The organism is Paenibacillus hebaui, from assembly GCF_051934385.1.
GTDB lineage: Bacteria > Bacillota > Bacilli > Paenibacillales > Paenibacillaceae > Paenibacillus.
On sequence record NZ_CP196836.1, the window covers coordinates 3193110 to 3213287 of the forward strand.

Genomic DNA, 20178 nt, shown 5'->3' on the forward strand with positions numbered 1-20178 from the left:
ATTCGGAGGGGGAGGGACAATCTCCCCTTTTTCCGGTTCGAATGGAGAGTGACTTATGAAAAGGAAAGCACCAGGCGCATTTCTGTTTCTAATGCCTTCCGTACTGCTATTACTTGTGTTTTTCATTGTTCCCATCATTCTGACGATCTGTTTTGCCTTTACGAATATGGCTCTGACCGGGGCGGCAGCGAAGAGTTTGGAGTTTGTCGGATTCCAGAATTTCATCAACATGTTTCAAGATCCGGACTTCCGGATTAGTGTCTGGCGCACGCTGGTCTTTCTCATCTTCTCCGCAGTGATTGGTCAGGTATTGCTGGGGTTCATTCTGGCTCTTCTAATGAAGGAAAAAAATGTGACGTTCCGCCGGGTCATTGGCATCATCGTCATTGCGGGTTGGGTGACACCCGAGATTGTCGTGGCTTTCTGTATGGTTGCCTTTTTCAGTGACAATGGTTCGCTGAATCAGATTCTCGGCTGGTTTGGCGCGAGTCCGATCTCCTGGTTATTCAGTTTCCCCATGGTCAGCGTAATTATTGCGAATATCTGGCACGGAACGGCCTTTTCGATGATGGTCTATCAGTCGGCTCTGGATGATATCCCGAAGGAAGTGGAAGAGGCTGCGATTATTGACAGTGCCACCGGGTTCCAGATTGTCAGACACATTACTATACCAATGGTAAAAGGGTCTATCGTCACCAACATGATGCTGGTCACTCTACAGACGCTGGGTGTGTTCACACTGATCTATACGATGACAGGTGGAGGCCCGGGTACTTCGACACAAACCTTGCCGATCTTCATGTACAACCAGGCCTTTGTAAACTATCAGTTTGGATACGGCACAGCCATATCACTGGTGCCACTGTTCATCGGTATTATCGCCAGCCTGTTCTACATGCGATCCATGAAAGTGAAAGTGTAACCATGAAGGAGGTTCGATCCCTATGGTCAAACATGGGCTTCAACGCAAAATCCAGTACGGGATTCTAGTCTTTCTAGGACTCTGTTTTTTATTGCCGCTATTATGGATCATTCTGGCTTCATTTGACCCAAACGCGCAACAGGGCATCAAAATGCCCAGTACCTGGACCATTCAAAATTTCAAGGATGTGCTCGGGGATTCGAGCAATCTTCGTTCATTCGGTGTTGGCCTGATTCTGTCGGGAGGGCAAGCGTTATTGGTTGTTCTGGTATCTGTTCTTGCTGCTTATCCTTTATCCCGTTACGAAATGAGGTTCAAAAAAAGCTTCCTACTATCCATTCTGTTCATGACAGCTCTTCCAATTACTGCCGTGATGGTTCCGGTATTTCAAATGTTTCTGTTCTTCAAAATGCAAAACTCCATCATCGCCACGATGCTGTTTCTGACCGCATCATCCCTTCCATATGGAATCTGGATGATGAAAAATTTCATGGATTCGGTGCCGATTGATCTGGAAGAATCGGCATGGATCGATGGCGCATCCGTATGGAATGGCTTGCGCAGGATTGTGGCACCGCTGATGCTGCCCGGAATTGCAACGATAGCGATATTCACCTTTTCGGGCAGCTGGGGCAACTTTTTTGTTCCATACATCCTGCTCCAGACACCGGAGAAACTTCCGGCATCGGTCACGATTTATCAATTCTTCGGCAGCCACGGTATGGTTGAATACGGCAGATTGGCTGCATTTTCACTGCTTTATACGATGCCTTCGGTTGTGCTATATATCTTCTCCCAGCGTTACATGTCCAAGGGCTTCAGCATGGGTGGGGCCACCAAAGGTTAATCACAGGAGGTACGCAACAATATGACAACCCAAAAAACAGCACATCTCATCTCGCATACCCATTGGGACCGCGAATGGTATATGCCTTATGAACACCATCATGTATTGCTCATTGAGCTGATGGATAAATTGCTGGACACGCTTGATCAGGACCCGGAATATCGTTATTTCCATCTGGATGGGCAGACGATTATTCGTGAGGACTATTTACAGGTTCGGCCAGAGCAGCAGGAGAGACTCGACCGTTACATTCGCGAGGGGCGCATTCATTTTGGTCCATGGTATGTGCTACAGGATGAGTTTCTGACCAGCAGTGAGGCCAACTTGCGTAATCTGCTCATTGGTCACCGGGATGCTCGTCCTTTGGGTGTAATATCCAAAACCGGATACTTCCCAGACTCATTCGGAAATATGGGACAGGCACCGCAGATTTTGCAGCAAGCAGACATTCATAACGCGATCTTTGGACGCGGGGTGAAGCCTACCGGATTCAATAATGCCGTGGTGGATGCAGACAGTTACGAATCTCCCTATTCCGAGATGATCTGGCGTTCGCCGGATGGTTCGGAAGTGCTCGGTATTTTGTTCGCGAATTGGTACTGCAACGGGATGGAAGTTCCGGTCGACCCGGAGAAAGCTCGGACATATTGGGATAAAAATCTGGAGGATGCCGAGAAGTTCGCCTCGACTCCGCATCTGTTGTTCATGAATGGTTGTGATCACCAGCCGATCCAGACGGATCTGCCTGAAGCTTTACGTACGGCGGCTGCCTTATATCCTGATGTGGAATTTATCCACTCCAATTTTGACGATTACATTGAGGTGGTTACGAAGGATGTTCCTGAGCATCTGGCGACGATTGAAGGCGAGCTTCGCAGTCAGCACACGGATGGTTGGGGAACACTGGTGAATACGGCCTCCGCCCGGGTGTATCTGAAGCAGTTGAATCAGCAGGGGCAGACATTGCTGGAAAAAGTAGCCGAGCCTTTGGCGGCCATGGCCCACATCGCCGGGGTAAAAGCTTATCCGCACCATCTGTTGACACATGCCTGGAAGATGCTGATGCAGAACCACCCGCATGACAGCATCTGCGGATGCAGTGTAGATGAGGTTCACCGTGAGATGGTGACCCGCTTCGCCAAGAGCAGACAGCTTGCAGAGAAATTGGTTTCGCAAAGCGCTCAGGCCATTGCAGAGTCTATTCGTGTGCAGCCATCTGAAGTCTGGGGAGAGGATGCCGTCCTTTTCACCGTGTTCAACACGAGTGGATGGAATCGCAACGGGATCATTGAGATGGACCTGATTGTTGACAAAGCATTTTTCCCGGAAGGCCCCAGTCCGCAGGCGCTTGCGCAGAAGCTGGAACAGAATGCACTGCCAGCGTATCAATTGGTCGATTCGGATGGACGTACGTATTCGGCAGAAATCAAGGATCTCGGTGCACATTTCGGCTATGAACTTCCCAAGGACCGCTTCCGGCAACCATATATGGCTCGTAAAGTAAGGATCATTTTCCAGGCGGTGAATGTACCTTCTCTGGGATATCAGACGTATGCGCTCATTCCGGTTCAGAAGCAAGCAGAGATTGCTGATTTGCCGGCTGCACGCGATGTCATGCAGGTACAGGGAATGATGATGGAGAACGGTCATTTGCGGGCGACGATTGAAGAGAATGGAACGGCAACGATTGAAGATAAGATCTCCGGTGCTGTATACAGGGGATTAAATGCTTATGAGAATACCGGTGATATCGGCAATGAATACGTATATCGTCAACCTGAGGGAGAAACCACTCTGACCACAGAGCATCTGAAGGCTGACCTGCGGATCGTGGAGCAGTCTCCGTATCGGGCAGTTATGGAAAGTGTATTACGCTGGGATATTCCTGCTGGAGCAAATGAACTGTTCGAGCTGGAGAAGCGCCAAATGGTTCCTTTTACAGAACGGAAGGCGCAGCGAGTCAAGAACACCGTTCCGCTGGTGATTACGACAACGTATACGTTGGAAGCAGGCAGTAATATGGTCAAGGTAAAGACTGACTTTAACAATCAGGCTAAGGATCATCAACTGCGCGCACTCTTTCCATCCGGATTGGTGACGGAGGATCATTATGCGGATTCCATTTTTGAAGTGGTCAAACGTTCCAATACACCGGCCAAGGAATGGGTGAATCCGAGCAATGCGCAGCACCAGCAAGCGTTTGTACATGTGACGGATGGTGACCAAGGTTTGATGATTGCGAACAAGGGACTGAACGAATACGAAATAGTGCAGAATGATGAGGGCAGTACGATTGCGGTTACGCTACTTCGTGCCTCTTCAGAGCTGGGAGATTGGGGTGTGTTTGAGACACCGGAAGCCCAATGTCTGGGGCCTCAGAGCGTGGAATATGCGATTATTCCATTTGCAGGCGATGCAGTAAAGTCAGGAGCTTGTGCAACCGCCTATATGTATCCGATACCGTGGACGACTGTGCAGCTAGGGGCACTTATGTATACATTTGAGCAAGAAGGTCATGACGGAGCAGATGGGCAGAAGGTAGAACTGCCTATGACGAAGCAATGGCTGGCATGGCATGAGGAAGGTTCAACACTGGCGTTCTCCACGTTGAAAATAGCAGAGGAAAGCGGAGATTTGATTGTCCGCTGGTATAATTTGAGCTCCGAACCCGTTGAATTAAACGTGCAACCCGGATTTGAATGTGCCTCTGTTTACGAGAGTGATGTGCTGGAACGTGTTAAAGCCCCTCTGCTGGAGGGGCACAATCAGATGGTGTCCGGGTACAAGATCGTTACACAAGGTTATAAACTGAGTTGAGTGTGTAATTACAAACAGCAGAGCACTCTTTCATGATAGCGTAATGTCGACGAACAGATTTTTCTTCATTAGAAATCACTATTCAAGCAGCTTTTTCGTATTATCAGGTTAGCCAGTAATTACTGGTTGGCCTTTTTTTGTGGTTGCTTTACGATGGGGGGAACCGGGAGAACGTTGCGGCTTTAGGGGCTTGGACCTCGTAACAAAAACAGTTCCCATGACCTACAAAAAATCATGTTTGGATATGTGAAGCCCCGTTGAACATGGGGCGATACGCTTACAGAGCTCCAGGATGTCACCCGGCAACATGAGTTTGTTACCGGACTATACGTTCAAGCCAGGTTGAACAGCAGGGCCTTGGGTAAATGTTCGTATTGAAAACCAAAAGCAGTCCCATTCAAACACCTTCCTGCCATTGGCATTGAATTGTATGACAACGAGCGTTTTAATAATCAAGAAGCCTTCGTTCAGTTGAGTACCAAACGAAGGCTTCTTGATTAATCTGGAATGAAGTATTTATCTTACTGTATATTCAAACGTTTGATCCTGAATTTTAATTTCTGCTTTCAACGGTTTATCGCTTTTGGCCACTTCATTCGGGATCTCTACAAGATAGTAAATCGTTCCGGTTTTGAGCGGGTCTATATCAGTAATGTTCGTATAGGTAAAGTCTTCGCCGCCCCGTTTTTCAATCGTACTAAACGTATCATAATCATACTTATTGTCGTATTTCAGACTGACCTCCGCGATTTTGTCTGCGGTAATACCTTCCGTACTCAAATTTTTCGCTTTGAGGATCAGTGCAAAATAGCTAGAGTCCGCTTCTTTTGATTGATAGTATGTATAAAATCTACCTGGTTTGGATGGCTCTATCTTTTTAGCAATCTTATTCGAAGTCACGGTTATGTCAGCGAAATCTTCGATTGTAACAGTTTCGCCTTTTTTGATAGACGCAACGGCTTCAACTTCTTCTTTTGGTTCGACAGGTTCTTTAGGTGTTTCTGTAGTCGTAGCCGTCGTTGCAGCACTTGTGTTACCTGATTGCGTGTCGTTTGTTGCAGTGGTTGGCGTAGATGAGCATGCCGTGAGAGTCAGAAATGCAGCGGTCAACAATATGCCTGTTACTATTTTCATTTATAATGTCCTCCTGATGGTCAATTATACTATAGTCTATCAGACCCAGGAATATTTTTCTATAACAAATTAAGGTAGACCAAAAGAACTGGATCTAACTTCATATATCTGGTAGGCCACCTCTATTCAAAAAAACACCCTCCTTACGGATGATTACTTCACCCTTAGTCTATTGTACCTTCATGGGAGCAAGTGGCGTTGGAGCATGACCCCGGTCAATGACGTTCAATCCGTCATACTCACACCATGTCAGTCTGGCTCAGGAGGGGAGTCCACCAAGAATCTATAGGAAACGGTTAGTTTTGGGATATGTACTCTGTAAATTCAGTCTTTAGTAGGAGGTGAACGACGATGATGTCCATATAATTAAGAATTGAAAGGAGACGTCATATCATTACTTAGGATGGGCATCTTTATGACAAATTGGAGGTTGAAAAGATTGAATAGGCATGAAAAGGGCACCAATGCATTAAGCCTGTTTCGCAATCGGTTTCTGCAGACGATTTTATTATCAAGCGTGCTCCTGCAGATCGGCATCTGGGTACATAATTTCGCTATTCTCCTGTATGTTGCGGAAAGAACAAACAATGATCCATACGCCATTTCACTAATCAGCGTAGCAGAATTCGCACCTATTTTTGTTTTTTCATTCGTAGGAGGTACATTCGCCGACCGCTGGCGGCCGAAGCGAACGATGATCTGGTGCGATTTATTATCCGCGGTATCGGTATTCGTAGTACTACTGACCATACATTACGGTTCTTGGCAATCAGTCTACCTTGTCGCATTCATCTCGGCAATTCTTTCGCAGTTCTCCCAGCCTTCAAGCATGCGATTGTTTAAGTATCATGTGGCTGAAGAACAGCTGCAGCAAGGGATGGCTCTGTTCCAATCGCTGATGGCCATCTTTATGGTGCTTGGGCCGATGCTGGGCACCTTCATATACAGCATGTTTGGTCTTGAAACATCGATCGCTGTCATGGGTGTGGTTTTTTTGCTCTCCGCACTCGTCCTTATTCGTCTGCCAGAGGATAATATGGAAGCTCAAACGGCCGCTGTAAAAGGGCAGTTCCGTAAAGAATTCATTGAAGGCTTCCGCTATGTCTGGCAAAGCCAAGTGCTGCGTATGCTCGGACTCGCGTTTATTCTCGCGGGACTCGCTGTTGGCGTCGCCCAAGCTCTCAACTTGTTTATTGTAACGGAGCGGCTGGGCAGGAGTAAGGAGTTCCTGCAATATCTGCTGATGGTGAATGGCGCAGCCATGCTGATTGGTGGCGGAATCGTAGCTGTCTTCGCGAAACGGGTTCCGCCGCAGGTTCTTCTTGCGATAGGTATGATCGCAGGCGCTTTCTGCACAGCCATTGTAGGGTATTCGACGAGCGTTCCGCTCACCCTGACTGTTCAATTTCTGAATGGGCTTGTGTTTCCATGCATCCATATTGGGATTAGCACAATGATTCTGAAATGGTCACATGCTTCCATCGTCGGTCGGGTGAATGGGGTAGCCTATAAAAAAGACGCTCATTTTCACACCTAAACCAATAAACAAAATGAGTGTAAAGAGCGCGTCGATTATAAACAACATGAGAGACAATGATACTTGTACCGTATTTATAGTTAGAACGAACAGGGGAGTTATTTCGGAGCAGATGACAACATTACAGCGGCTGTTTCAACACTTTGCCATGGCTTATGGCGAAGAGCACTTGAAGGGATGGAGAATTGAGTTTCAATGACTATCTGCATGATCAATCCTGAAATTCAAATCAAATCCTGTTATTGGGCATTAACTTCTAACACTATAATATGTCGTAATTTTATACATTAATTGTCGTGAGTTTCTATTAAAAATAGATCAAGTCTGTGATAACTTATAGATAAATGTCAGAATATTATATAGTATGGAGGTAAGACAATAGTGACCATTCGAATCGGGAAAATTAGCCTATGGCATGTTCATGCCTGGGATTACATCAAGCAGGCACAGGAACATGAGGATACAGTCATCGCAGCCGTGTGGGATGAAGATGCCAAGCGGGGACAGGAAGCCGCTGACCGCTTAAACGTACCATTCTATGCTTCACTCGAAGATATGCTGGGCAAAGACGACATCGATGCCGTTATTGTAGATGCGCCAACCCGCATTCATGAAGAGGTAATCACCGCTGCTGCAAAGGCAGGTAAACACATTTTTACAGAGAAAGTGATTGCTTCGACACAGGCAGAATCCAACCGAATCCTGAATGAGGTAAAGGCAAGCCAGGTCAAGATGACAGTCTCCTTACCACGCCTGAATGAAGGATACACATTAGCGATTCAGGATGTGCTTAACCAAGGATTGCTTGGTAAAGTGACTTATGTTAGAGCGCGTTTATCGCATGATGGAGCAATTTCAAACTGGTTACCTGAACACTTCTATGATCTGAAGGATTGTCAGGGCGGTGCACTGATTGATCTGGGCTGCCATCCAATGTATCTCGCCAAATTGTTTCTGGGTCAGGAAGTCACTGGGGTTAACGGGAACTTTGGATATATTACAGGAAAAGAAGTGGAAGATAATGCAGTCGCCACCTTGTTTACGGATTCTGGAGCAATTGGCGTTGTCGAAGCGGGTTTTGTGAACAGCCATTCTCCATTTACAATTGAGGTTCATGGTACGGAAGGCACCCTTCTGTACGGGACACCTGAAGGGAAGTTGTTGATTCGCACGAAAGCAACACAGGGACAATATGAAGAGTGGACTGAACTTCCTTTGGCAGATAAAATAGAAAGCGCATTCAATCAGTGGGTTGCACATATACAAAATGATACGGATGCAACCGAAAACGTGCAGATCGCGATGGAGTTAACGCGGTTGATGGAAGCTGCGAATCTCTCTGCCAAAGAAGGGCGCAGAATCGCTCTGAATGAGTTGAAGGGCTAGGTTTCATTAAGGAGGTATGCAATCTTGAGCCTGTATGCTTATGAGAAAATGCTTGAACGGCAGGATCTCCTGGAGAGACTGGATATTTCAATCGTTTGGGGACATTATGAGATTCGCGTGATGCGATTTCATCTGACTTCCTTTCCAGCGGGCCGAGTTGTGGATTTCCATAATCATGCGGAGTTCGAATTTCATTTTATCCCGAGAGGCAAAGGCAAAGTCATTATGGATGATCAGACCTATCCACTTTCGGAAGGCATGCTGTATTTGACTGGGCCAGGTGTCGTTCATTATCAGGAGGCGGACGCCGAGGAGGACATGGATGAATTATGTCTTCATGTGGATATCGTTCACAAGGCAAGAGAGCATGTCGATCCTTGGGAAGTCGCTGAATCGGAGGAAATGATCGAGAAGCTGAGAACGCTTCCGCACACACCAGTGAATGATTATCATCGGGCCATGAACTGTTTTTTGGAAGCCTATGAGGCATGTGATCACAAGTTAATAGGATATTATACATCGATCAAGCAACTGGTCATCAGCATATTACTCAAAACCGTGCGAGCTTACGATACCGGGGGCATTCGACCAGAAGCCCCTGTCCGGGATATGTCCGTGTATCGCTATGATTATGCTGTGCAGTATATGGAGGCGAATCACCCTACGGTGGTCACGCTGGAGCATGTAGCCGAGAAGCTTCACATCAGCGGCAGGCAGTTACAGCGAATTTTCTATCAAGTACAGCCGGAGATGCCGTTCAGCCGCGTACTGGAGGATATTCGTCTACGCGCCGTGTGCCGCAATCTGGAGGAGAGTAATAATTCTATTGAACAGATCGCTCTCGCTTCAGGGTTCAACAATGCTAATTATTTGCATGCGGTATTCCGCAAACGTCTGGGGATGACCCCGTCGGCTTTTCGTAAAATGAAACAACCAATACTTAAGTGAGGGTGAATGATATGAGTAAAGTGTACCGGATTGGAATTATTGGCTGTGGTGGAATCGCGAATGGTAAACATCTGCCAAGTCTGAGTAAATTGGACAATGTTGAACTGGTTGCTTTTTGTGATATCGTCCAGGAACGTGCAACCGAAGCCAAACAGAAATATGGTTCTGCGGAATCCGAAGTATACACCGATTACCTTGAATTGCTCAAGGATGAGTCCCTGGATATTGTGCATGTGCTTACACCGAATATCTCTCATGCCGAAATTTCTATTGCCGCCCTGGAGGCAGGCAAACATGTGATGTGTGAGAAGCCGATGGCGAAGACATCCGCTGAAGCGCAAAAAATGCTGGAAGCCGCAGAGCGTACCGGCAAGAAATTGACAATCGGATACAACAACCGTTTTAGAGAAGACAGTCAGTATTTGAAGAAGCTGTGTGAAGCTGGCGAACTGGGTTCCATTTATTTTGCCAAAGCACATGCGATTAGACGTAGAGCGGTACCAACTTGGGGTGTCTTTCTGGATGAGGAGAAACAAGGCGGCGGTCCATTGATTGACATTGGTACGCACGCCCTCGATTTGACCCTCTGGATGATGGATAACTACAAGCCCAAAGTCGTTCTGGGAACAACCCATCATGAACTCTCGCAACGAGAAAATGCGGCCAATGCCTGGGGGCCGTGGGACCCGAAACAATTTTCGGTAGAGGATTCAGCCTTCGGTATGATTGTCATGGAAAATGGGGCAACCATCATGCTGGAATCCAGTTGGGCACTTAACTCACTGGACGTGGATGAGGCCAAATGCAGTTTGAGCGGGACCGAAGCGGGAGCGGACATGAAGAACGGGCTGCGTATCAACGGTGAGAAGTTCAGTCGTTTGTATACCAACGAGATTGAGCTCAGTTCGGATGGAGTGGCCTTTTATGAAGGAAAATCAGAAAGCGCACCGGATGTCGAGATGAGAAAGTGGATTGAAGCGATCGAGAATGATCAGGAGCCGGTCGTCACACCGAAACAAGCGCTGGTTGTATCTCAAATTCTGGAAGCGATCTATGAATCCGCCCGCACGGGCAAGGCAGTGTATTTTAATAACGCCAGCGAAGTATAGCATGAATTACAGAACCCTTTGTCCTGTTATTTGGGGACAGAGGGTTTTTTGGTGTTTTGGTTGCTAGCTATTGGTCCATACCAGACTCTATTTTGGCACATATGATGAGAGAAAAATGAGCTGAAAAGAGGGTATGTTTTGACTAAAAACAAAGTGAATCACGGCGTTTCCATTGTTGTGTGTACCAATCGGCCACAATTTTTTGACAACATCTTGCAGAATTACAGTCGGCAACGTTGCAAAAGCAAAGAACTGATCATTGTCCTGAATCAGGACAGCATGAATCTCGGTTTATACCAAAACCGGGTTCGAAACCTCGCCAATGTCCAAGTATATCAAGTTCCGGAGAACATATCGTTAGGACAAAGCCTGAATGCCGGAATGACAAGAGCCCGTTTTTCGTTGATTGCCAAATTTGATGATGATGACTACTATTCGCCATTTTATTTGACAGAACAGGTGAGAGAACTCAGACGAACCAAAAGTGATATTGTGGGCAAACATTCGTGCCTGGTTTATTTGGGTGCATCGAAGACACTGTTGGTCAGATCTCCCGCAGAAAAGAATAAACCGGTGGAATTTGTACAAGGGGGCACTTTGCTGTTCAAAAGAGAGGTCTTGAAAAAAGTCCGCTTTACGGACCGCTCGATTGGGGAGGATGTAACCTTCCTGAGGCAATGCCGAAAGAGAGGATTCAAATCGTATGCTACCTCACCTTTCAATTATGTCTATCACCGGAGACAGAACAAAAAAAGTCACACCTGGAGAGCGGATGATACCTTTTATCTACAAGGGAGTAAACGATTAGCGGTTACAGAGGATTTCAGACCATTTGCCAATAAGAAGCTATAGGAAGAGAGAGCTATATAAGTTGAACTAATCATTTACACAGAAACGGAGAGGACAGAAAAAACCTGAAAAAGCGAAGCGTTCGCCTTTATCACTGGATTTTCCCCTTGAGAAAAGGGAATCAAAGAAATTCGGGGATAACAGCGATCGGAAGGTTGTTCTGTCATCGTAGTGGCCAGTGTGAATATTTTTAGTTGAATTTATGGCAAGCTTGAGTGCCGCAAACCCGAATCGGATAAGATGCATCTGCTGATGCAGATGTGTCTTTTTTTTACCCAACTGATCCGATTTCAAGCTTGTTCAAAAATTATTAATCAATTTGTTTAAAAAAAGTATTGCATATAAGTTTAGTCGGAATTATATTAATGGTATAAGATCTAGACCATATACAGATCGGAGTGTTTAGATGTCCAGTACGTTTTCATTTCGTTTTGAGAAGGTAACCACCAAAAAGGTCAGTGAATTCATTAGAGAACAACTGGAAGAAGCCATTATTTTGAAAGAATTAATGAGTGAAGAACAACTTCCAGCCGAGCGAGATCTGGCAGAGATTTTTAACGTAAGCCGCATTACGGTTCGAGAGGCTCTCTCCTCACTGGAAGACAAAGGTTTGATTGAGAAACGGGTGGGTGCCAAAGGCGGAACGTTTGTACTGCCTCTGACAGCCAATTCGCATAAACGCACGAGAGAAGAAATTAAACGGGATTGGGCACAGATGCTGAAGGTGTTTGAATTCCGAACCATCATTGAGCCAGAGGGAGCTTTTCTGGCTGCTGAGCGGATCACCGCAGGTGAACTGGAACTGCTTGAGGGTTATATGGAACAAAGTATAGAGCCTCACTGTACAAGGGAATGGTTCAGGGCGCTGGATGTGAAATTTCATCTGACCATAGCCAAAGCATCGGGCAATCCGTATTGCGAGAAAGCCGTCAGACAGATCCGAACCAAAATTAATCCGGCGCTGGACTTGATGCCTTATAATGATCGGATACGTTCTGTCAACCACGGTGTACATATGGAGATTCTTGAAGCACTGAAAGCACATGACAGCCTCAAGTCCCGGGAGACGATGAAAAAACATATTGAATTCTCGGCTGACGCGATCTATGCCCGATTGGTTTCAGATTCAGATGAAAAAGAAGGGAATGACAGCGAATGAATCGTTCAGAACTAATCCAGTTGGCTCAGCCACTACAAGACCAGCTAAGTGCATGGCGCAGAGATTTGCATCGCCATCCGGAAATAGGTTACGAGGAGCTTCGCACATCCTCCATCGTAGCCGAGCACCTGGAAAGCCTGGGACTGGAAGTTACACGCCATGTCGGAAAGACCGGGGTTACAGGCCTGCTTCGCGGAGAGACAGATGGACCAACCATTGCCTTGCGCGCAGACATGGATGCCTTGCCGATCCAGGATCAGAAAGCGGTGGAATACCGCTCGGAAGTGGAAGGTAAAGCGCATCTGTGTGGACATGACGCGCATACCTCCATCCTGATGGGGGCAGCCCAGTTGCTTACTGGCCTGGGAAGACCCAAGTCAGGCAACATCAAATTCATTTTCCAGCCGGCAGAAGAGGGACTTGCAGGTGCAAGAGCCATGATCCAGGACGGTGTACTGGAAAATCCGAAGGTCAATGCAATAGCTGGCTTGCACATGGCCCCTGGACAGGACACAGGAACAGTCGGTGTGAGTCAGGGCGTGGCCTTTGCATCTGCTGACCCTTTAGTGATCAGAGTGCTTGGCAAGGGCGGACATGCGGCTCGTCCGCATGAAGGAATCGATGCCATTGCCGTGTCTGCGCAGGTCATTACCGCTTTGCAGAATCTCGTCAGTCGTATGGTCGATCCACTTGAACCCGTTGTGGTCACGATTGGCAAAATCACCGGAGGTTACATGGGAACAGCCATAGCGCCTGAAGTGGAGATGATCGGTACAGTTCGTACACTCTCACCTGCGATTCGTGAACGGATGCCAGCACTGATCGAGCAGGTTGTCAGCGGTGTGTGCAGTTCCTTCGGAGCAGGGTATGAAGTTACTTATGGGGATGGGTACCCGGTCGTTGTGAATGATCTGGGCATGGTCGACCTGTTAACAGAGACTTGCGACCAGGTTAATGCGCAAAAGGGATGGAGCTATATTAAACCATCCACGGGGGGAGAAGATTTCGCTTTTTATTGTGAACAGATTCCGGGTGTCTTTTTCCGGCTGGGTTCCGGGAATGATGAGGAACGGACAAGGTATCCGCTCCACCATCCCATGTTTGATCTCGATGAGACGGTGATGCCTTATGGTGTGGGATTACTGTCAGCAGTAGCACTTGAATTCCTGGCAAGAAATACAACTTCTGAGGGGGAGATTGCACAATGAAAAAGAAACAATGGACAAGCATGTGGATCACATTACTCGCTGTAGTATTGGTACTGTGCGCTTGCGGAGGAACGAGTACCGGCACGGATAACAATTCAGCAGCAGGTGGAACGGGCAACGGCGGCAATGTGAGCACAACCTTGACGATCGCCGCAGCTACGGATATTGAGAGTTTCGATCCGCACAACAACAATAACACGTCGAGTGAAGCGGTTCTGGTTAACGTTTTCGATTATTTGATCAAAAATGACAGTGAACAGAAAAAGGTTGCTGGACTTGCGACTACATGGGATCAGGTAGATGATACAACATGGAGATTCAAGCTGCGTGAAGGAGTTACCTTCCACAATGGCGACCCGTTCACTTCGGCAGATGTAAAATACACGCTGGAGCGCGTAGCCAAGGACGAGACACTCAAACAATATAGTTATTTCAAAAATATCGTAGAAGTTAAAGCGGTGGATGAATATACCGTAGACATTATTACGGACGGACCCGATCCGCTGCTCTTGAATCGTTTGTCCAAGATGGGGGCTGGCATTTTGCCCGCCAAATATATTACAGATAACGGGTTTGATGCATTCCTGAAACAACCGGTAGGAACAGGCCCTTACAAGTTCAGCAAATGGACCAAAGATGATCGTGTGGAACTTGTGAAAAACGAGAACTACTTCGACGGTGAACCAAAATGGAATGAAGTGGTATTCCGTGTAATCCCTGAAGCTTCCACACGTGTATCCGAATTGCTTGCTGGCGGGGTGGATGTTGCGGCGTCCATTCCGTCCACAGACATTGCCCGGATCGAAGGCGAAGCGGACAAGAAGATTGTCAAAGCGCCAATTCAGCGTGTGCTTCAGTTGATCTTCCGCCAGACGGAAGGCAGTATCACGGCTGATCCGAAAGTCCGTGAAGCGATTGACCTGGCTATCGACAAACAGGGAATTGTAGACAGCATTGCTGGCGGAGCAGGTATCGTAACTCGTACGTCCGTAACTCCGGGTAATTTTGGTGCTGATCCTTCATTGTACAAAACATCGCTTTATGACCAAGAGAAGGCGAAACAACTGTTGCAGGAAGCAGGATATGCGGAAGGTGAAGCGGAGATGACCATCTCGGTATCCTCACAGTACAAAGAGCCGGCTGAAGTAGTCGCAGCCATGCTGGAGCAAGTAGGCTTCAAGATTAACCTGGATGTTCTTGAAGCAAGTGCCTTCAGTGAACGTTACAGTTCCAAATCATTCAAAGAAATCTTCATGATCGGTATTGGTAACTCCTTGTTCGATGCTTCAAATAACTACAATCGTTATATGGTGGAAGAAGCAAAAGGAGAGTCGGATTACAATAATCCGGAAGTAGAGAAATTGCTTCAATCTGCATTGGTGAACATGGACCCTGCGGCTCGTGAGAAAGAGTATCAGCAAGTACAGCAAATCTTCGCTGAGGAGCGCCCAGCCGTATATCTGTATCAGATGGAAGGTGTCTACGGAACGAATGCCAAAGTGAACTTCGCGCCGCGCAGTGACGAGATGTTCTATGCTGATGAGATTACACCTGTTGCACAGTAATATCGAGTATAACGACCTGTCATTGCAAAGATAGGCCGTGAACGGCAGGGACTGGATAACCATGTTCCTGCCGTTCTTTTTTAACAAGGGAGGTGAACGAGGAATGGGCAAATACGTACTTAAGTCATTACTGCAGATCATACCGGTGCTATTCATTGTTTCATTAATTGTGTTCATTTTGGTACGGGTCACTGGTGATCCGGTTGCGCTGATGTTACCCGAAACGGCTACTGCTGAAGATCGCGCTGTATTGACGCAGGCACTCGGATTGGATCAGCCTTTATATACGCAATACTTGAAGTTTCTGGGCAGTGCGGTACAGGGAGATTTTGGTCAGTCTTTTCGCTATGGTCAGCCTGCATTACAGCTTGTGCTGGAGAGATTGCCTGCCAGCTTTGAACTGGCTGTAGCCGCTATGGTTTTTGCCGTACTTATGGCTGTGCCGCTTGGCGTCATTTCAGCTGTCAAACGGAATACGTTTACCGATCTCATTATTTCAGGAATATCCGTAATAGGTAAGGCCATGCCAAACTTCTGGATGGGGATCATGCTCATCCTGTTGTTCTCCGTCATGCTGGGAGTATTGCCGGTATCTGGCCGCGGAGGATTGTCGCATCTAATCCTGCCCGCGTTCACACTTGGCGTCGGACTGGCAGCACAGATGACCCGGCTGATTCGTTCGAGCATGCTGGAGATTCTGAACCAGGACTATATTCGAACAGCACGCAGTAAGGGACTCAGCCGAATGGTTGTCATTGGAAAACATGCGTTTCGCAATGGACTGATTCCGGTCGTGACGATTATGAGTTTGCAATTTACAAGCCTGATCGGGGGAACCTTGATTACGGAAACGGTATTCTCCTGGCCTGGACTGGGTCAGTTGCTGGTTGTTGCAGTCAACACACATGATATGGCGATTGTACAGGCAGCGGTGTTTGTCATTGCCGTTATCGTTGTGGTAATCAACGTTTTGACGGATGTAGCCTACAGGCTGCTTGATCCGCGCATCAAATACGACTAGAAGGAGGTGCAATCGATGACAGGCAGCAATGAAATGCCAATTCCGGGTACAGAACAGGAACAAGACAATGGACGTGTACCAACGGGAGTTCGTTACATCTGGCGACAACTGATCATCAGCAAGACCGGAATGTTTGGTGCTGTGCTTGTATTGTTGGTTGTGTTAATCGCCATAGGTGCACCTCTATTGACGAGTCATGATCCCGCAGCGGTTAATCCGTTGAACCGTCTTAAACCACCTGCATGGCTTGAGGGAGGAACGGCCGAATACTGGCTGGGTACGGATAATCTCGGCAGAGATATGTGGAGCCGAATTGTATATGGTGCCCGGGTCTCCTTAATCGTGGGCATGGGTTCGGTAATTGTGTCAGGAATGATTGGAGCCATTCTGGGGCTGGTATCCGGATTCTACGGGAAATGGCTCGATGCTGTCATCATGCGGGTAGGCGATGCATTCATGGCGATTCCGACCATTCTGTTTATGCTGGTTGTGATGGCGATTGTGGGCCCGGGTATTACGACGCTGATCTTTGTAATCGGTGTGACGAACTGGGTTCCATTCACGCGTGTGGTAAGAAGTGAGGTTCTCAGTATCAAGGAGCGAGATTTTGTTCATGCGGCCAGATCGATCGGTGCCAAGAATGGAAGGTTGATTCTGAAGCACATTTTGCCAAATATCCTGTCATCCTTTATCGTGATCTGCGGTATGAATGTCGGCACTACAATTATAATGGAAGCTTCACTCAGTTTCCTGGGTCTGGGTATCAAACCACCCGATGTATCCTGGGGGGGCATGCTCAGTGATGGCAGACAATATGTGGCTACAAGCTGGTGGGTCGCTACTTTCCCGGGACTAGCCATTACATTTACTGTACTTGGCGTTATTTTCCTGGGAGATTGGCTGCGTGATGTGCTTGATCCACGGACCGATACAACCAGTAAATAAGAGAGCGGAGAAGGGAGCCACGACTATGAATCAAAGACCAATTATGCCGGAGGATCTGGTTCACTATCGTTGGATAAGCCAGCCAGTGATCAGTCTGAACGGACAAGTGGCTTATGTGGAGCAAACCATTGATCGGGATAAAAACGAATATAACACGCAGATTCGGGGAATCTCGCTCGATGGTGCTGAAGACATTGCACTGACCGATGGAACGAAGGATTCCTCGCCTGCGTGGTCACCGGATGGGACACAGCTTACATTCATTCGCTCAGTTGATGGTGGCAAAGGACTGTGGACGCTCGAATCAGATCAAAAAGAGCCAGTCATGCTTATATCTCCCGCACGTAAAATATTGAGTTATATCTGGTCGCCGAACGGGCAGTACATTGCATTCGCCAGCAAAGTGCATACGGAGGACACACAGAAGAAAGCAGACGTGCATCAGGAGTCTGCATCTGTGCTTCGAGGTAAGGTTTTCGAGCGTACAACGCCGAAGGCGGAAGGTTCCGGCTGGTGGGATGGTCAGCACAGCCATTTGTTTGTATATGAAATCAAAAGTGGGGAGATCACACAGTTGACTTCCGGGCTATGGAATATCAGTGCTCCGGCTTGGTCGCCAGATAGCCAGAGCCTTTCCTTCATATCCAAGCAAGTGGAGGATGAGGAACTGGATGCAGATCTGCTGTACTTTAACGATGTATATAGCATTCGATTGGGAGAGAATGATCCCTTCAAAGTGACGGACTCCAGTCTGCTGGTGAGCCAGTTCTCCTACTCACCCGACGGACAACAGCTGATCCTGATCGCCAGTGATCGCAAGTACGGAAGCGGGAGCCATAACAGATTATACGCAGTCCCCGTTCATCGAGGTGTACCCAGGCCAATCACAGCACAAGTAGATATGCAGCTTGGTAACGCGGCGCTGGGAGACATGAAGTCAGCAGGTCCATCTCCTTCGCCAATCTCGGATGTCCATCAACCGGAACATGGTGTATATGTACTCGGGACGCATAACGGGAATGTGGATGTGTACCGCATTCAAGACGATGGGGAGTGTCAATCCGTGACAGGCGGTGATGAAAAGGATGTGTATCAGTATACCTTAACGCCAGATGGTACGTCGCTGGTTATCGCTGCGTTGACGGATGGACATCCTGGAGAGTTATATCGCGTGGATATCGGCAGTGGTGAAATGTTCAGACTCACCCGCCGAAATGATGAATTCATGGCCGAATTAACAGTGAATATGCCTGAACGGATTGAATTTAAGTCTTCCGATGGATGGCGGATTCAAGGTTGGTTAGCCACTCCGGCAATACGTGAATCCAATGGGAAGATCCCACTGATATTGCAGATTCATGGCGGACCTCATGCGATGTACACAGGAACATTCAGTCATGAGATGCAGACTCTCGCTGCGCAAGGCTACGCTGTATTATGGGTCAATCCTCGCGGAAGTATGGGATACGGTCAGGAATTTGCCAGAGCTTGCCGTGGTGACTTTGCCGGAGGCGATTACCGGGATCTGATGGAAGCTGTTGATTATGCCCTGGCTACCTATGATTTCCTTGATGCATCACGTCTGGGTGTAGCAGGTGGCAGTTATGGAGGGGTAATGACCAACTGGATCGTGGCTCATACCAACCGCTTCAAGGCAGCTGTAACCCAGCGTTGCATCTCTAACTGGTTGTCCATGTATGGAACGAGCGATATTGGAATCTCCTATGTCGAGGGAGTCGTTGGGGGCAATCCCGTCGAAAACGCTGAGTTCCTGTGGTCCCGCTCACCTCTTGCCCATGCACACCACATTGAAACGCCACTTCTGATCATGCATGGAGAGCAGGACTATCGGACACCGATTGCGCAAGCGGAGGAATTATACACCACGTTAAAACGATACGGCAAAAAAACCAAACTGATTCGTTATCCGGGCTCCAACCACAGCTTGCTCAAAAGCGGTAAACCTTCGCTTCGCGTGGATAGCTTTGAACAGGTTAACGCCTGGTTTAATCGATATTTAAGGGATGAGGAGGGAAAGATATGAGTAGTACTCAACTGTCTATTCCTGTAGCCCTGCTTGTGGAGAATGCACTGACAAGTGGTGAACCGAGCGAAGTGATCATTGATTGTTTACAGCGAAGAGATTACTCCCTGCTGTTATCCAAGGTCAAGGAACCTGCAATGGATTTCGATGAAAGACTCCAGACAGCAACTGATATCGGAGAACATTGGGATGAAGCGATACAAAGTGGCTACGAGTTCAAGTTTTTGCATATTAATGGCTTGAAAAGACTGCTTGATTTCCGGTTTGACCTAAAGGTAGAGCGGGATTTCATACAGGAAGATCTGTCACTGAAACATATTCACTTGACCTTGCAAGAGATTGAATTGTTGCAATCAATGATTGGCAGACAGTGGATTGTGCAAGAAGAAAAGAGAGAGATAGGGAGCGAATCCTCTTCACGTTTCCCGATTAAAATTGCATTGAAATACACGTGAATTCAATTTTCACATGAACTAAAAGTTGTAGGACAACAATAGTACACACCGATCAAAAGCTGCGATTATCGCAGCTTTTTTAGTTTTAAGGATATACCTCTTCGGATCCAAGCTCTTTTGGTTACGAGGTAAGAGATCTGTGGAGTGAATTGAAAAGTTGAAATCAGATCACAGATGATTTATATTTATATTAAATGATAGATTTGTCTATCGTTTTCACGACGTATATAGG

16 protein-coding genes are annotated in these 20178 nt (G+C 47.3%); 15 read left to right on the forward strand and 1 reads right to left on the reverse strand.

Annotated elements, in window-relative coordinates:
- The first annotated feature begins 55 nt into the window (after window positions 1–55).
- From ACR32F_RS14095 to ACR32F_RS14105, 3 genes are read left to right on the forward strand one after another with little or no spacing between them, the layout of a single operon-like run.
- Window positions 56–922 (forward strand): carbohydrate ABC transporter permease, encoded by an 867-nt coding sequence (locus ACR32F_RS14095; RefSeq protein ID WP_440119292.1) that lies wholly within the window; start codon window positions 56–58, stop codon window positions 920–922.
- 22 nt (window positions 923–944) lie between these two features.
- Window positions 945–1769: a carbohydrate ABC transporter permease gene (locus ACR32F_RS14100; protein WP_440119293.1), complete on the forward strand. Its 825-nt coding sequence runs from the start codon at window positions 945–947 to the stop codon at window positions 1767–1769.
- A gap of 21 nt (window positions 1770–1790) precedes the next feature.
- Window positions 1791–4586, forward strand: coding sequence for an alpha-mannosidase (locus ACR32F_RS14105; protein WP_440119294.1), 2796 nt, complete (start codon window positions 1791–1793; stop codon window positions 4584–4586).
- Between the two features lie 516 nt (window positions 4587–5102).
- Here ACR32F_RS14105 and ACR32F_RS14110 read toward each other — a convergent pair.
- The gene (locus tag ACR32F_RS14110) at window positions 5103–5720 is read right to left on the reverse strand and encodes a bZIP transcription factor (RefSeq protein WP_440119295.1); all 618 of its coding nucleotides are present in this window, start codon (window positions 5718–5720) and stop codon (window positions 5103–5105) included.
- Window positions 5721–6159: 439 nt separating this feature from the next.
- Here ACR32F_RS14110 and ACR32F_RS14115 point away from each other — a divergent pair, with 439 nt between their 5' ends.
- From ACR32F_RS14115 to ACR32F_RS14170, 12 genes are all read left to right on the forward strand, one after another.
- A complete protein-coding gene (locus ACR32F_RS14115) occupies window positions 6160–7257 on the forward strand; it encodes an MFS transporter (RefSeq protein WP_440119296.1) in 1098 nt (365 codons plus the stop codon).
- 381 nt (window positions 7258–7638) lie between these two features.
- Window positions 7639–8643 (forward strand): Gfo/Idh/MocA family protein, encoded by a 1005-nt coding sequence (locus tag ACR32F_RS14120; protein WP_440119297.1) that lies wholly within the window; start codon window positions 7639–7641, stop codon window positions 8641–8643.
- Between the two features lie 24 nt (window positions 8644–8667).
- Window positions 8668–9591, forward strand: coding sequence for an AraC family transcriptional regulator (locus ACR32F_RS14125; protein ID WP_440119299.1), 924 nt, complete (start codon window positions 8668–8670; stop codon window positions 9589–9591).
- 11 nt (window positions 9592–9602) lie between these two features.
- Window positions 9603–10700 (forward strand): Gfo/Idh/MocA family protein, encoded by a 1098-nt coding sequence (locus ACR32F_RS14130; RefSeq protein ID WP_440119300.1) that lies wholly within the window; start codon window positions 9603–9605, stop codon window positions 10698–10700.
- A 138-nt stretch (window positions 10701–10838) separates the two neighbouring features.
- Entirely contained in the window at window positions 10839–11552 is a 714-nt protein-coding gene (locus tag ACR32F_RS14135) for a glycosyltransferase family 2 protein (RefSeq protein ID WP_440119301.1), read from the forward strand.
- A 403-nt stretch (window positions 11553–11955) separates the two neighbouring features.
- A complete protein-coding gene (locus tag ACR32F_RS14140) occupies window positions 11956–12708 on the forward strand; it encodes a FadR/GntR family transcriptional regulator (RefSeq protein WP_440119302.1) in 753 nt (250 codons plus the stop codon).
- A complete protein-coding gene (locus tag ACR32F_RS14145; protein WP_440119303.1) occupies window positions 12705–13916 on the forward strand; it encodes a M20 metallopeptidase family protein in 1212 nt (403 codons plus the stop codon). The genes ACR32F_RS14140 and ACR32F_RS14145 overlap by 4 nt, the downstream gene beginning before the upstream one ends.
- Complete coding sequence (locus ACR32F_RS14150; protein ID WP_440119304.1) at window positions 13913–15481, forward strand: ABC transporter substrate-binding protein; 1569 nt, start codon at window positions 13913–13915, stop codon at window positions 15479–15481. Before ACR32F_RS14145 ends, ACR32F_RS14150 begins: the two co-directional genes overlap by 4 nt.
- 103 nt (window positions 15482–15584) lie before the next feature.
- Window positions 15585–16502, forward strand: coding sequence for an ABC transporter permease (locus tag ACR32F_RS14155; RefSeq protein WP_440119305.1), 918 nt, complete (start codon window positions 15585–15587; stop codon window positions 16500–16502).
- Window positions 16503–16517: 15 nt separating this feature from the next.
- Window positions 16518–17447, forward strand: coding sequence for an ABC transporter permease (locus ACR32F_RS14160; protein ID WP_440119306.1), 930 nt, complete (start codon window positions 16518–16520; stop codon window positions 17445–17447).
- A 25-nt stretch (window positions 17448–17472) separates the two neighbouring features.
- Complete coding sequence (locus tag ACR32F_RS14165; protein ID WP_440119307.1) at window positions 17473–19491, forward strand: prolyl oligopeptidase family serine peptidase; 2019 nt, start codon at window positions 17473–17475, stop codon at window positions 19489–19491.
- Entirely contained in the window at window positions 19488–19946 is a 459-nt protein-coding gene (locus ACR32F_RS14170; protein WP_440119308.1) for a hypothetical protein, read from the forward strand. Before ACR32F_RS14165 ends, ACR32F_RS14170 begins: the two co-directional genes overlap by 4 nt.
- Window positions 19947–20178 lie beyond the last annotated feature (232 nt).

Bases quoted from the DNA above. Each gene is read 5' to 3' on its own strand.
- ACR32F_RS14145 (WP_440119303.1), top strand. From the start codon at position 12,705: ATGAATCGTTCAGAACTAATCCAGTTGGCTCAGCCACTACAAGACCAG.
- ACR32F_RS14150 (WP_440119304.1), top strand. From the start codon at position 13,913: ATGAAAAAGAAACAATGGACAAGCATGTGGATCACATTACTCGCTGTA.
- ACR32F_RS14165 (WP_440119307.1), top strand. From the start codon at position 17,473: ATGAATCAAAGACCAATTATGCCGGAGGATCTGGTTCACTATCGTTGG.
- ACR32F_RS14130 (WP_440119300.1), top strand. From the start codon at position 9,603: ATGAGTAAAGTGTACCGGATTGGAATTATTGGCTGTGGTGGAATCGCG.
- ACR32F_RS14140 (WP_440119302.1), top strand. From the start codon at position 11,956: ATGTCCAGTACGTTTTCATTTCGTTTTGAGAAGGTAACCACCAAAAAG.
- ACR32F_RS14170 (WP_440119308.1), top strand. From the start codon at position 19,488: ATGAGTAGTACTCAACTGTCTATTCCTGTAGCCCTGCTTGTGGAGAAT.
- ACR32F_RS14100 (WP_440119293.1), top strand. From the start codon at position 945: ATGGTCAAACATGGGCTTCAACGCAAAATCCAGTACGGGATTCTAGTC.
- ACR32F_RS14095 (WP_440119292.1), top strand. From the start codon at position 56: ATGAAAAGGAAAGCACCAGGCGCATTTCTGTTTCTAATGCCTTCCGTA.
- ACR32F_RS14155 (WP_440119305.1), top strand. From the start codon at position 15,585: ATGGGCAAATACGTACTTAAGTCATTACTGCAGATCATACCGGTGCTA.
- ACR32F_RS14105 (WP_440119294.1), top strand. From the start codon at position 1,791: ATGACAACCCAAAAAACAGCACATCTCATCTCGCATACCCATTGGGAC.
- ACR32F_RS14110 (WP_440119295.1), bottom strand. From the start codon at position 5,720: ATGAAAATAGTAACAGGCATATTGTTGACCGCTGCATTTCTGACTCTC.
- ACR32F_RS14160 (WP_440119306.1), top strand. From the start codon at position 16,518: ATGACAGGCAGCAATGAAATGCCAATTCCGGGTACAGAACAGGAACAA.